General features: G+C 61.6%; 16 protein-coding genes. All 16 read left to right on the forward strand.

The window, feature by feature from the left end:
* Positions 1-36 precede the first annotated feature (36 nt).
* The 16 genes from FGF54_RS18505 to FGF54_RS18580 all read left to right on the forward strand — a co-directional run bounded on the left by FGF54_RS18505 (position 37) and on the right by FGF54_RS18580 (position 12,900).
* Positions 37-1,119: a phage protease gene (locus tag FGF54_RS18505; protein ID WP_142780705.1), complete on the forward strand. Its 1,083-nt coding sequence runs from the start codon at positions 37-39 to the stop codon at positions 1,117-1,119.
* 1 nt (position 1,120) lies between these two features.
* Positions 1,121-1,510, forward strand: coding sequence for a hypothetical protein (locus FGF54_RS18510; RefSeq protein WP_080866969.1), 390 nt, complete (start codon positions 1,121-1,123; stop codon positions 1,508-1,510).
* A gap of 9 nt (positions 1,511-1,519) precedes the next feature.
* A complete protein-coding gene (locus FGF54_RS18515; RefSeq protein ID WP_080866970.1) occupies positions 1,520-2,413 on the forward strand; it encodes a Mu-like prophage major head subunit gpT family protein in 894 nt (297 codons plus the stop codon).
* Between the two features lie 121 nt (positions 2,414-2,534).
* The gene (locus FGF54_RS18520) at positions 2,535-3,005 is read left to right on the forward strand and encodes a hypothetical protein (RefSeq protein ID WP_142780706.1); all 471 of its coding nucleotides are present in this window, start codon (positions 2,535-2,537) and stop codon (positions 3,003-3,005) included.
* A 145-nt stretch (positions 3,006-3,150) separates the two neighbouring features.
* Positions 3,151-3,414: a hypothetical protein gene (locus tag FGF54_RS18525; protein WP_142780707.1), complete on the forward strand. Its 264-nt coding sequence runs from the start codon at positions 3,151-3,153 to the stop codon at positions 3,412-3,414.
* Between the two features lie 62 nt (positions 3,415-3,476).
* Entirely contained in the window at positions 3,477-3,698 is a 222-nt protein-coding gene (locus FGF54_RS18530) for a hypothetical protein (RefSeq protein ID WP_142780708.1), read from the forward strand.
* Between the two features lie 2 nt (positions 3,699-3,700).
* Positions 3,701-4,138: a gp436 family protein gene (locus FGF54_RS18535; protein WP_142780709.1), complete on the forward strand. Its 438-nt coding sequence runs from the start codon at positions 3,701-3,703 to the stop codon at positions 4,136-4,138.
* The gene (locus FGF54_RS18540) at positions 4,138-4,716 is read left to right on the forward strand and encodes a hypothetical protein (RefSeq protein WP_142780710.1); all 579 of its coding nucleotides are present in this window, start codon (positions 4,138-4,140) and stop codon (positions 4,714-4,716) included. Before FGF54_RS18535 ends, FGF54_RS18540 begins: the two co-directional genes overlap by 1 nt.
* An 8-nt stretch (positions 4,717-4,724) precedes the next feature.
* Positions 4,725-5,000, forward strand: coding sequence for a DUF2635 domain-containing protein (locus tag FGF54_RS27325; protein ID WP_168208139.1), 276 nt, complete (start codon positions 4,725-4,727; stop codon positions 4,998-5,000).
* On the forward strand, positions 5,000-6,493 hold the full coding sequence (locus tag FGF54_RS18550; RefSeq protein WP_142780711.1) for a phage tail protein: 1,494 nt from the start codon (positions 5,000-5,002) through the stop codon (positions 6,491-6,493). Before FGF54_RS27325 ends, FGF54_RS18550 begins: the two co-directional genes overlap by 1 nt.
* 16 nt (positions 6,494-6,509) lie before the next feature.
* Positions 6,510-6,872, forward strand: coding sequence for a phage tail tube protein (locus FGF54_RS18555; RefSeq protein ID WP_142780712.1), 363 nt, complete (start codon positions 6,510-6,512; stop codon positions 6,870-6,872).
* Positions 6,872-7,339: a hypothetical protein gene (locus FGF54_RS18560; protein WP_142780713.1), complete on the forward strand. Its 468-nt coding sequence runs from the start codon at positions 6,872-6,874 to the stop codon at positions 7,337-7,339. The genes FGF54_RS18555 and FGF54_RS18560 overlap by 1 nt, the downstream gene beginning before the upstream one ends.
* A gap of 215 nt (positions 7,340-7,554) precedes the next feature.
* Complete coding sequence (locus FGF54_RS18565) at positions 7,555-9,942, forward strand: phage tail tape measure protein (protein WP_142780714.1); 2,388 nt, start codon at positions 7,555-7,557, stop codon at positions 9,940-9,942.
* Entirely contained in the window at positions 9,942-11,186 is a 1,245-nt protein-coding gene (locus tag FGF54_RS18570) for a DNA circularization N-terminal domain-containing protein (protein WP_142780715.1), read from the forward strand. Before FGF54_RS18565 ends, FGF54_RS18570 begins: the two co-directional genes overlap by 1 nt.
* Entirely contained in the window at positions 11,186-12,388 is a 1,203-nt protein-coding gene (locus tag FGF54_RS18575) for a phage baseplate assembly protein (RefSeq protein ID WP_142780716.1), read from the forward strand. The genes FGF54_RS18570 and FGF54_RS18575 overlap by 1 nt, the downstream gene beginning before the upstream one ends.
* Entirely contained in the window at positions 12,385-12,900 is a 516-nt protein-coding gene (locus FGF54_RS18580) for a phage baseplate assembly protein (RefSeq protein ID WP_142780717.1), read from the forward strand. The genes FGF54_RS18575 and FGF54_RS18580 overlap by 4 nt, the downstream gene beginning before the upstream one ends.
* Positions 12,901-12,938: the final 38 nt, after the last annotated feature.

Raw genomic sequence — 12,938 nt, forward strand, 5'->3', positions numbered from 1 at the left:
ATGAATTGAATTTTGCCCGCATGGCATATCCGGACCATGCGAAACCTGATCTCGACCACTGTTGTTGCACTTCATTCGGCCTCGGCTGCGCCGGTCTCGACCCATATTGTCGCGTTGCAGTCGGCCGCCACGGTTCCCGAATGGCTGCACGTTCTGCCGACCGGCCGTTTCTCCGGCGTCGATGGTCGCGGCCCTTATGTCTTGGACAATGCCGACGCCCTGATCTCGGCATTCAATGCCGAGGGCAAGAAATTGCCGGTCGATGAGAACCATTCGACCGACCTTGCGGCAAAGCAGGGTTTTTCCGCGCCTGCGCGTGGCTGGCTTACCGCGCTGGAGCGCCGTGACGATGGCGTCTGGGCGAAGGTCGAGTGGACGCCCGATGGCCTGACGATGATGCAGGGCAAAGCCTACGGTTACATTTCCCCGGTTTTCACCCACAGCGCCAAGGCTCCCTTTGCGGTTCACAAGCTGCTGCGCGTGGCGCTGACCAACGATCCCAACCTCAACCTGAAATCGCTTCACTCTCAGAACTTGGAGACCACCATGGATTTGGAAGTTCTCCGGAAGGCGCTTGGCCTGCCGGAAACCGCAGATGAGGCCGCGATCCTTGCGGCGCTCACGGCGGCTCACTCTGCCCAGACCGCGCATGCGGCCTTGATGTCGAAGCTGGCGGAAGTCGCCGGCGTCGAAGTGACTGTCGGCGCTGACGCGTTGGTGACCGCCCTTCAGGCGAAAACGAAGCCTGCCTCGGGCATCGAGCAGGAAAACGCCACCCTGAAAAACGAGATCAAGGCGCTCAATACCCGTGTCGAAACGCTGATCACCGATTCCGCAAAGGAAAAGGCCACCACCGTCGTCGATGCCGCCATCGCCAAGATGCAGATCGTGCCGTCCCTGCGTGAGCACTTCATCGCTCGCCACATGAAAAACCCGACCGAAGTCGAAGCGGAGCTGAAGGTCATGCCGTCGCTCAACGCCGGCGGCCTCGGCGGCCGTCAGCCGCCCGCCGAGGGTGAAACCGCAACCAGTGATGAGCTTACCGTCGCTGCCCTGATGGGCGTCGATCAGGAAGCCTTCAAGAAAGAGCACAAGGCGCTCTTCGGAAAGGACATGTGACATGGCAGCTACCGCTGACATTCGCCGCAAGACCCGCAACGGCGATGCCTATGGTTATCCCGTTCTCGCCGGCGTCCGCATCTTCGGCGGCACCTATATCGGCGTGACCGCCGCGCTCGCGGCCGTGCCGGCCGGTCATGCCTCCTGCGTCGCCCTGATCGGTTTCGCGGAAGAAAACGTCGATAACCGCGACGGCGCGACCGGTGACCGCCTCATCAACGCGAAGAAGGATGTCACTGCCATCACACTGGCCGGTGCCACCGCCGCCGATATCGGCAAGACCGTTTACGCCTCGGCAGATGACACCTTCACGCTCGCTGCTGGCGCATTGCTGCCGGCCGGCATCCTCCATGCCATTGACGCCGACGGCGTCTGGCTCAAGCCCCTCTAAGGAACCACGATGGATATCACGATCTCCAATTTGCGGGGCATCTACACCTCGCTTTCGACCATCTTTAACCAGGCGATGGCCGCCACGCCTGCGTTTTACGAGACCATCGCCATGACGGTCACGTCTACGACCTTCGCCAACCAGTATCCGCGCCTGGACGACTTGCCCGGTTTCCGTGAATGGATCGGCGATCGTGTTGCCCATGATGTCGGTGCGTCTCTCTATCAGATCGTTAACCGCGACTTCGAGAAGACGATCAAGATCAAGCGCAAACAGATCGAAGACGATCAGGTCGGCATATTCACACCCATGGCCGCACAGTTCGGGCAGGACGGCAAATCGTTCCCCGATACTCTCGTTTGGCCTCTGTTCAAGAAGGGCGAGACCGTCACTTGCTATGATGGACAGTATTACTTCGATACCGACCATCCCGGCTACAATGAGCAGGGTAATCAGATTTCGGTGTCGAACTATACCGCAGGTGCGCAGCCGGCCTGGTACCTGATCGACGATACGCAGGTCATCAAGCCGATGATCTGGCAGGACCGTAAGAAGATCAAACTGACCCAGATGTTCGACGAAAAAGACCCGAACGTCTTCTGGCGCGCCGAATACATCTGGGGCGCCGACACACGCGGCAACGCTGGTTTCGGCATGTGGCAGTTCGCCTACAAGTCGAAGGCCGAGCTGACGCAGGAAAACTATGATGCCGCCCGTACCGCCATGCAGTCCATCCGTAGAAAAGATGGACAGATACAGGCGATCCGACCGGTCAAGCTGCTCGTGCCGCCCGTACTCGAAGCGACGGCCCGCAAGATCGTTGAAGCTGCCCTGATCAACGGTGGTGACACCAACGTCTGGGCAAAGACCGCAAGCGTCGTCGTCATCCCGCATCTCGCGTAACCGGCCGGGCGCTGATCCGCCGCTCGACCGCACCGCCAGCAGTCACCTCCCGATTGCTGGCGGGTTTCCGGAAAACGGCCGCGTCGCCGCTTTCCCGAAACCCGAAGCCAAGGAACCACACATGTCGAAAATCCAGATCATCTGCTCGAAACCGGGCATCCGCCGCAACGGTGTCGAGCATCCTGCTCAGGCACTCTATGAACCCGGCAGATGGACCGATACCGAGCTTGAAGCTTTTCGCGCCGACCCCGCCTTCATCGTCCAGGAGGTCGCCGGCAGCACAGTCGCAGTTTCCAGCGCCGACATTGAGCAGGCGGTAAACGCCCGCGTCGAGATCGAGCGCCAGAAGCTTCAGCTCAGCTTTAACCAGGCTGTTTCCGACGCCGTCGCCGAAAAGCTCGCAGACACTAAGGCGGAACACGACAATGCGATCGACGCCCTCGGCAAGAAATTGAAGAAAGCCGAGGAGCGCGTTGGTGATCTCGAAGCGCACATCAAAAAAGACGGCGAAACGATCAAAGGTCACGTCGCGACGATTGCAGACATGACGAAGACCATCGCCGCCTCGGAGGGCGGCAAAGAGAAGAAGTAATCCCTGACGGGAGCGCCGCGAGGAGCGGGAGGACCGGATCAGCACGCCGGACCGATCGCCCCGAAGCCCTCCGATGGCACGAGGCTCGCAAGAGGCCATCGGCAACAGCGGCAAAACCCTGAAGCCAACCCAAAGAGGACACCGCATGACACGACGTTATTTCAGCCTCGCTTTCTTCGCCTGCCTCACAGCGTTCTCGACGTTCGCCAAAGACACTGTCGTCTTCGCCCTGAACCTCGTGCGCTTCGTGGTGCACGCCGTGGCCAAGCCTGCGGCCTTCCTCTGGGCGCATCTCGCCCTCCCGAAGGTCTCCAGTTTCAAGGTCATCGGCAAGCTGAAGGACATCTATCGCGAAAGCTGGCTGACCAGCGGGCAGTCTCTGCACTACCGCCGCTGGATTTACTGCTGATCCAACTGCCTGCACCGGGGCTGGCCTTCGGGTCAGCCCTAATCCCCGCCTTGAGGAAGACCATGACAGACAAGAAGAAACCCACCGTCGAAGAACTGGCTGCCTGCCTCGGCGGTGCCATCATTGGCGCTATCGCGGTGACCCTGGCATTTCTGGTTCTGGTGCTCTTTACCGCTCCTCGGTCGCTCCTCCTGGTCAGCCTCAGCCTTTCGCTTTTTCAGATCGCGGGCGGCCTGGCTGGCGCTACCGCTTTCATGTTCATGTTGAAATCACGGGAGAAGTGACCATGTACGCCACCGTCACCGACATGATCGCCCGCTTTGGAGAGGTGCAGATCGTGCGCCTGTCCAATCCGGAAGACCGTGAAGCCGAGACGCCGGACGTGGAAAAGGTCAACACCGCGCTGACCGACGCCACCGAGCTGATCAACAGCTACATTCGCGGCCGCTACCTGACGCCGATCGCAAACCCGCCGCAGGATGTGGTTCGTGCCACCTGCATCCTCGCCCGCTACGATCTGGCCGATACCGAACGGTCCAGCCCTTCGGAAGAAATGGCCAAGGGCCGCGCCGAGGTCATCAAGTGGCTTGAGAACGTCGCCAAGGAAATCGTGCACCTGGACATTCAGCTGGCATCGCCGACAGGCGGCAACGCGGTCGGCTCCGGCCCGCGCATTTCCGACCGCGAGCGCATCGTGACCTTCGACACGTTGAGGGGCTTCTGATGGACAGCTTTCCCCTGACGCCGATCCGCAACCAAGAGCCACTTATCATCGAGCGGCTCCGGATCGCCTTTCCCAAAAACCCTTTCACGATAGAGCGTGTGCCGCAGGTTCTCAGCCTTGGTGAGTTCAAGCGCGTCGTCAAACTGTCGCCCTTCATCGGCCTCGCCTGGACAGGCATGAAGCCGGACCCTGACAACGGCCGGATGCTGAAGGGCAACATGCTATGGCGGCTGATCCTCATAAACAGCGTTTCGAGCGGCCTTGAAGCGCGCTTTAAGGGCGACAAGTACGATATCGGCATGGACGCCATGGTCGATGTCGCCTCGGTACTTCTCCAGGGCGTCAGCTTCGCGGGCCAGGGTGCCACCAATGTGACGCTGATCAACAGCGTTATTGCCGATGGCTGGACCGACGACAATGTCGCGATTGCCCAGCTCGATTTCACCTTCAGCTTCGCAACCCGTGCCGCTGCGACCGGAAAGATGCAGCCCGACGACTTCGAGGCGCTTGGCATCACGTGGTCCGTGAACGGCTCGCCCCAAACCGTCTCCGACGAAATTCAACCACCCCAGGAGTAAACCCGGCCATGGCCACCACGAAAACACTCATCGCGGCCGAGGGCCGCACGGTCCTCCTTCTGGACGGCACTGAATGGCCGAAGGAAGGCTTGCCCGATCCGAACACGCTTTTCACGCGCCGGCGCATCGCTGACGGCGATCTGATCGAGAAGCCCGCCGACGCGGCCCAGCCCGCAGCGCCTGCATCGTCCGATGCGCCGCAGCTCACCCAGATCGAGGAACCGGCCGAAACCGCCGCCGAGACCAAGCGGTCCACGACCAAGAAGTCTGAAGGAGACAAGTAATGGATTTCAACGAAATCCCAGTCGATCGCCTCGAACCTGCGACCCTGATCGAGATCGGGCCGAACTATCGCAATGTCGGCATTCTGCCCTGGCCGGAAAAAGTCTTCATCATTGGCCAGAAGCTTGCCACCGGCACACTCGCTGCCGGTGCCATTCAGGAGATCACCCGCGCCGATCAGGCAATCGCACTCTTCGGCCGTGGCTCGATCGGCGCTGAACAGGTCGCCTATTTCAAAAAGGCGAACCGCACCGCGCCGCTTTTCGTCATCGGCCTTGTCGATGATGAGGACGCCGTGAAGGCAACCGGCACCTTCACCTTTGCCGGCTCTCCCAGCAGTTCCGTCGTGTTGCGCTTCAAGATCGGCGGCCGGCAGGTTCGCATGACCGCACTTTCCGGCGATGCGCCGGCAGCACTGGCGACGAAGCTTGCCGCCGCCATCAATGCCGATCTCGACATGGTCGCGACCGCAGCGGCCGTCGCAGCCGTGGTCACCGTCACGGCCCGCCATGGTGGCGAGGTCGGCAACGAGATCGATCTGCGCGTCGATACCAAGGTTCAGCCGCTTCCGGCCGGTTTGACCTGCGCCGTCGTCGCAATGGCGGGCGGCTCCGGCAATCCGGACGTTCAGCCGGCGCTCGATCTTCTCGCCAGCACCTGGGCAACCAAGATCACGCATCCATGGTCGGATGCAACGAACATGGCGAAAACGGCCGAGTGGCTGCGGGTGCGCTATCTCGCGACCTCGAAGCTCGACTGCCACGGCTTCGTGTTCAAGCGCGGGACCTATGGCCAGTTGACGACTTTCGGCAACCTGACCAACTCGCCATTCCTGACTGCGGCCGGCCTGAATAGAAGCCCGACGTCATCCTGGGCGATGGCCGCCTCGGCGCTTGGTGTCGCCTCGTTCTATCTGACGAACGATCCGGCCCGCCAGTTGAAGTCGCTGGTACTGCCGGGTGTGGACGCTCCGGATGAGGCCGATCAGTTCCTCGAATCGGCAAACGAACCCGATCTGCTGCTGCGCGCCGGCATTTCCACCTTTGACTGCCTGTCTGACGGTTCGGTCACGATCTCGCGTATGATCACGACCTACAAGAAGACGACGCTTGACGTCGATGATCGCGCCTGGCTCGACATCATGGTGCCTGTCACCATGAGCCGCATCCGCTATGACTGGTCCGTGTACATCAATCTGATGTATCCGCGCTCGAAACTCGTGGATGACGACACTGATGCGGCCTTCGCATCCCGCCATGACGATGACAAAGACCCCGGCACGGCGGTGGTAACGCCGAAACGCATGGCCGGCTCTTGGGCGGCACGATGCAAGCTTTACGGCGAAAAGGTCTGGATCGAGGACGTGCAGCGCACGCTCAGGGAAAGCGTCTTCAAACGGTCGAGCGATGATCGCAACCGGCTGGAAGCCCGCCAACAGGTGGTGGTTGTCGGCAATCTCATGGTCTTCGCCGCCCGTCTCGAATTTCAGGTTTAACAGGAGCTTTTGAACGATGACACAGGTATTAGGCATCGTCGATATCATCTGGCGGGGCCGTAACATCCCCGTCGAGAAGGGTGCGAAATTTCGCCAGGGCGGTATCAAGAACAACGCCGTGACCTATGGCCGCAAGGTTGGTCGCGCCCAGGAGTTTCAGGGATCGCAGATTACCGCCACCACCAACCTCGAAGCGGGCCAGAGCCTTGGCAATCTGCTGGACCCGGGCGAAGGAGAATTGCAGGTGCTCTGCGACACCGGCCAGACATTCGTCTTCAACGATGCCTTCCTCGTGGATGACCGTCCCGAGGTCACGGGCGGCGAAGGCGGCAAGATCGAACTCAAATGGGCCGCGTCTGCGGGCGAGGAGCTTATCTGATGGGCACTCCGAAGAACATCACCATCGACCTGGACGAAGATGCTTCCAATGGTACGATCACCACTACGGCTGCGGGCAATGTGGAGGAAGGGATTAGCGGTCGCTCTGACGTTGTGGATGAAGACGCAGATCCACGCGACAGACTTCCGGAGCGCGCAATCCAGAACGCTGACGGTTCGGTCACGCTGCCGTTGTTGTATCCTCAGGTCGTGGGGCGCAAGAAAGACGGCAAGACTTGGGAGGATGAGTTCGACGCTCTCACGTTTCATCGTCTACGCGGCGCTGATCAGCAGCGTATCGCCAGCGCGTCAGACGCAAAACAGGTGTCGGTTGCCTTTTCCTGCTCGACACGATTGTCGCAGATGGTCATGGACAAGCTGTATGAAAAGCTCGACCTCGAAGACATCACGGACGCCGGCCGGGTACTCAACCATTTTTTGACGAGTGGTCGGACGACTGGCCGATAATGCTCGGCGGCCTCGCTGACGGCTCCGGCTTCAGCGCGGCCGAGATCGGCGACATGACGATCGATCAGGTAAGGATGTGGTGGAACTGCATCCAGGCATACCGAAAACACGTAAACGACCTTGCTCAAGGCTAGTTCAGGCACCGCCCGTTGAGGCGGGCCTGAATTGGTTCGCGTGCGCGCGATATTTTGCCGCCAGATTGGAGCGGCGCGCGCATGGCCAACCGGAACATGAACCTTGATGTCATCGTTCGCCTCAAGGACCTCTTGAGCGGGCCTTTACGCGGTCTTAGAGGTGCGCTTGACGGCATCTCCAGCGCCGCCCGCAAGATCGGTATTGTCGGCGCAGCGGTTGCCGGCATTTCCTTCCTCGGCCCCATGCAGGAGGCCGCAGCTTTCCAGCAGCAGTTGATCGACATAGCCGGAACGTCAAATCTGACGGGACAGGCGGCGTTTGCGTTCGTCGATCAGTCAAAAGCGAAATTCGAGCAGCTCGCCCTCGATGTCGGTCAGCTTTCCGATACCGTTGCACGAGGCGCGGGGCAGATGATCGCCGCCGGCGTCGATAACGGGCTGGTAGACCGCTCGATCGGATCGATCAGCCGAGCCGCCACTGCCGCCAATGCCGAGATGAACGACATGGCGTCTGTCGCCACGTCGCTTCTCACCACACTGAAGCTTCCGGCCGATCAACTGGATGATGCCCTCGGGGCGCTGGTAACGGCGGGCAAGCTCGGCTCCTTCGAGCTGAAGGACATGTCGCGTTATTTCCCGACGCTGACCGGGCAGATGGCGAAGTTCGGCGTGACCGGCCGTGAAGCAATCAACTTCCTCGGCGCTGCCCTCCAGATCGCCCGCAAGGGAACGTCCGATCCGGCCGAGGCCGCCAACAATCTGAAAAACTTCCTCTCGAAAGTGCTTGCGCCTACCACGGTCAAGAACTTTGCCGACATGGGCGTCGATATCCAGGGTGTGATGCAGGACGCGGTGACGAAAGGCATCAACCCGATCGAAGCCGTGGTGCAGAAGATCACGAAGCTTACCGGCGTTTCCAGCAAGGAAATTCAGGGCCTGATGAAGAAAGCGAAGGATGCCGGCATGTCCGACGCCGATGCACTGGCATCCGTGCGCGAGCAGCTCGAAAAGATTTATGGCGCTGGCAAACTCGGCGAACTGTTCTCCGACATGCAGGTGATGGACTTCCTGATCCCCATGCTCGGCAACATCGACGAATACAAGTCGATCAAGGATGAAGTCGCCAAGGCGACAGGCAGCGCCATCGATGGCGACTTCGAAACCCAGATGCAGGGCCTCAATCGCCAGCTCACCATCTTCCGCGAAATCGGCACGCAGGCGTCCCGCGAAGTGGGCCTTGCATTCGGCACCTGGATGCCGGCGATCAACGGTTATCTGATGGACGGCCTCAAATGGTTGCGCGAGCTGGACACCGCGACTGGCGGCATGGTCAAGCAGGGCCTCGCCTTTGCTGGCGTGGCTGTCCTGGCGGCGGCCGGCCTCGGCGTTCTCGGCGTGGTCTTGCCCGCGATCGGCGCGGGACTGTCGGTTCTGGCCGCGCTGTTCAGCCCGGTGGGCATCGCGCTCGCCGGCATCGCGGCCGCTGGCGTCTACGTCTATCGCAACTGGTCAAGCTATGCGCCGCGCCTGTCGCAACTGTGGAACCGCATGGGCAAGGCCTATGCCGACGCCATGACGGTCGGAACCGCGATCGTCAACCGCTTCGGCCCGATCATCCGTTCTGGCCTCGGCAGAGCGCTTCAGGACGTGACGGCCGGCTGGCAGAACCTGAAGACCTTCGTGTCCGGCTTCATGCGCGGCCTCGATCTCCAGTTCGACTTCTCCGGCCTGACGATCAGCGATGTGCAGCTCGCCGCGTTCCGTGTTCTCGATGCTGCGTTGAATGGCATCGCCACGGCCTGGGGAATGATCCGGGATTTTGGCTCCGGTTTTGCGAAGTGGCTGGAGCCGATCGGCGAAGCGGCGGGCGGCACTCTGAAAGCGATTGGCGGCATCGCCAACGGTTTCATGCGTCTGGCTACGGCAATACGGGAACTTGTCGGCCTCGGCGAAGGTGGCAAGATAACCGGCATGCTTTCCGGCATCATGTCGTTCCTCGGCGATCTGGCGGGCAAGACAGTGCTGGCGGCCGTCATGGTCCTGGAGGACGTTGCGAAAGCCATTGAGTGGGTCGTGAACGGTATCGCATCACTGGTGGAAGCCATCAATCGCGGCATCGACTGGAGCGCCCTTGTGCCGCAGGGTATTGCCGAGGCGTGGAACAGCGTCGCGTCGGCGCTTGAGAGAGTGCAGAATGCGCTCAGCATTGAAAGCGTCTCGAACGCGCTCGGCGTGTCCGGCCAGCGCAACATGACGCGCTTTGGTCGAAACAGCGTGCTGCCCGCCAACCAGAATGGTGTCCTGCCGGCACAGGCGTCGCCAACCGCGCCGGCAGCACCACAGCAGCTCAACGTCAACACCGAAGCGAAGGTTGTTGTCGAAGGCCCCGGCAAGGTTGTCGGCCAGACAACGACCGTCACGTCGCCGTCGCCGAACGTCAACACCGGCCGCGCTGTCGGGAGGCCCTGATGCTTCTCGACAGCCTCAATGCCGCTGAAGGATTGCTGCCGGGTGTTTATCGCGGCATTCCGCTCTCCATCGTCGATGTATCGAGCGACCATGGACGGCGGGTTCTCGAATACCTGTTTCCGGGTGTCGATCCCGCCGCCTATGACGATTTCGGCGTTGGTCCCTCTGGCATCAGTATCGAGGCGCTTTATGTCGGTGACGATTACCGCACCCGTGCGCAGCTCCTCGCCAAAGCCTTCGAGACGCCCGGTCCTGCATTGCTCATTCACCCGTGGCTTGGCCCGATGCAGGTCATCATGGAAGAGCCGGCGCAAATCCGCTTCTCGGAACGGGAACTGCGGGTTATCCGGGTTTCGGCCCGGTTCAAGCGCGCACCATCGTCTTCGGCTTCCGGTTTCTCCGGTGGCCTTCTGCCTTCGGCGCTCATCAGCTTCACCAGCGCTGTGACCTCGCTCGCCGCCTCGATCGCGCTGACGGTCATTTCCAGCGCCAGAACCGCAGCGACCATTCGCAGCCGGCGCGTCACGTCCTCAGTCGCCGATTCCATCACGGCGCGTCCCGACGCTCGCTCGGCCGTCAGCCAGATACGCTCGGCGCTGGAAGCGTCGTCGCCATCCTCGCCTGTCGCGTTCGACACATGGGCCAGCTCGGCTGCGTCGGTCATTGCCCAGACGATTGAGGTTCCGGCTGTGGCACCCGCGACGACAACGGTAGCCGCGACGCCCAGCGCCCAGGCGCTGATGAGCGCCGGTCTTTCCATCGCCTCGGGACTGCTGACGGAAGCGGGCAAGGCACCTTCCGCAATTGACGCCCTGTTGCTGGCCGGTGCGGCCGGACAGTTCCTCGCGGCGACGGCCGAGCAATCCTCCTATGCGGATTTCGTGTCGCGGCAGGAAGCGCTCCGTTACCGCGCCGCCATGACCTCGGCACTCGCCTCACTCGTTGACCAGGTCGAGCAGCAGTCGCCCGACACGATGCAGGCCGCCAGTTCGGCGTTCTCTTCTGCTGCGCGATCGCTGACGGCCGCAATTGTCTCCGATCTCAATGAGGTGATCGGCCGCCTGCCGTCCGTGCGCCGCCTGTCGGTCAATCGCGATGCCGACGCATGGCTGGTCGCCCAGCATCTTTCCGGCGATACACCGGCACTGCTCGAAACCGTCTATGCCGATATTGTCGCCCGCAACGATCCATCGCACCCGGCGCAATTGCCTGCCGGCGATATAGAGTTTCTGGAGCGTGGTTGATGGCAAAAAGCATCAGGCTCTTTCTCAATGGCACGGCCTATGATCAGTGGACATCAGGCGAAGTCACCCGCGACCTGAAGGACTTTTCTGGCAGCTTCAGCTTCACGTTTCGTGATGGCGAGGCGTCCAAAGCGACGTTCCCTTTCGCCTCGATGCCGAACCTGCCGCGTCTTCACCCTCAGATGCAGGCAAAGATCATGATCGGAAAACGGACGGTTCTGATAGGCCATGTCGAAACTGTCGCCCCGGATGTTAGTCCCGGCAACGCCTCTGTAACGATCTCAGGGCGCGACAAGACCGGCGATCTCATTGACTGTTCCGCACTGGCGGAAGGTCCGGCCGAGCTGAAGGGCGTCAAACTGGAGGCCGCAGCCTCAAAAATCGCCGAGCCGTTCGGCCTGAAGGTCCGGACGGAAGTGGACACCGGCGAGACCTTCGACCGTTATTCGATCGACCTTGGCGAGACCGCCTTTTCCGCGATCGAGAAAGGTTCGAGACAGCGAAGCGTCCTCATCCTTTCGGATGGTGTCGGCAACATCGTCATCACCCGAACGGGCAAGACGCGTGCGCCCGATGGGATTAGTCTTCCGGGTAACGTGATCGGCATCAGGGCAAATTTCAGCACCGCGAACCGCTATAGCAAGACCGTGGTGCGCGGCCAGTCGGAACGGTCCGGCAAAGCCCGGAGCGCCGCCGCCCTTGATGCCACAGCCGAGCCGATCGGTGCGGACAGCCGTAACGACGGCGACGGTTCGGCCCGCGAGCGCGAGCGCAAGGGAACCGTCGCGACTGGCAGGGCGGATGATGCCGAGATCAGGCGTTACCGCCCGATCGTCCATCTCGCACGCAGCAAGGCGGGCGCGGTCAGCGCCCAGGACGAAGCCGACTGGCGCAATCGCACGTCTCGCGCCGAGGGTGACGAGCAGACCTACACGGTCAAAGGCCACGAGGTGAACGGCCAGCTCTGGACGGTTAACCAGGTGGTGTCCGTTTCCGATGCCTTCCTCGGCATCGAGCGCGATCTGCTGATTTCCGCTGTCCGTTATTCCGAGGCAGACGAAATCACCACGGATATTTCCGTTTGCTCGGCCGAGGCCTTCGACAAGGAGCCGGTGGGCAAGCGCCGGACAGACAAGGCCGGAAAGGGCAAGTCCGCGAAAAAGAGTTCCGGCCCGCTGGACGGCACGGCGGAGGCCCTATGAGCGAGATCGTCAACAAGGTGCGCGGCCTGATCCGTCGCGTCACAGTGAAAGACATCAAGGATGATGGCCAGATGCAGACGGCCTCGGCCGAGGTGGCGGAAGGCGTCTGGCGAGATGATCTGGAAGTTATGCTGCCGTATGGCCTGCTCTCGTTTCCCGACGATGACGGCGCAGTCGGCGTGGCGCTGGCGGTCGGCGGCGACGAAGGCGATATGGTCATCCTGCCGCTCGCCAATCCATCGCAACGCATCGGCGGCTTGAGCAAAGGCGATGTCGGTATCGGCAACAAGTTCGGCGATCGCTTGATCGTCAAGGCCAGCGGCGGCATGGAGGCGCAGGCCGCCAGTTCCATCACCTTCAAGGTGGGCGGCGTGACGATGACGCTGGATGCCGACGGGCTTAGCATCAGTGGCGGCAGCATCAGGCACGACGGCGTCGTGATCGACAAGACGCACAAACACACGGATGTTGTGCCAGGCGGTGGCATTAGTGGTGTGCCTGTTGGCGGCTGACCGCCCGCCACGGCGGGCCTGATCAGGCTTGCGCGCGC

The organism is Agrobacterium sp. T29 (assembly GCF_006970545.1).
Lineage (GTDB): Bacteria > Pseudomonadota > Alphaproteobacteria > Rhizobiales > Rhizobiaceae > Agrobacterium > Agrobacterium leguminum.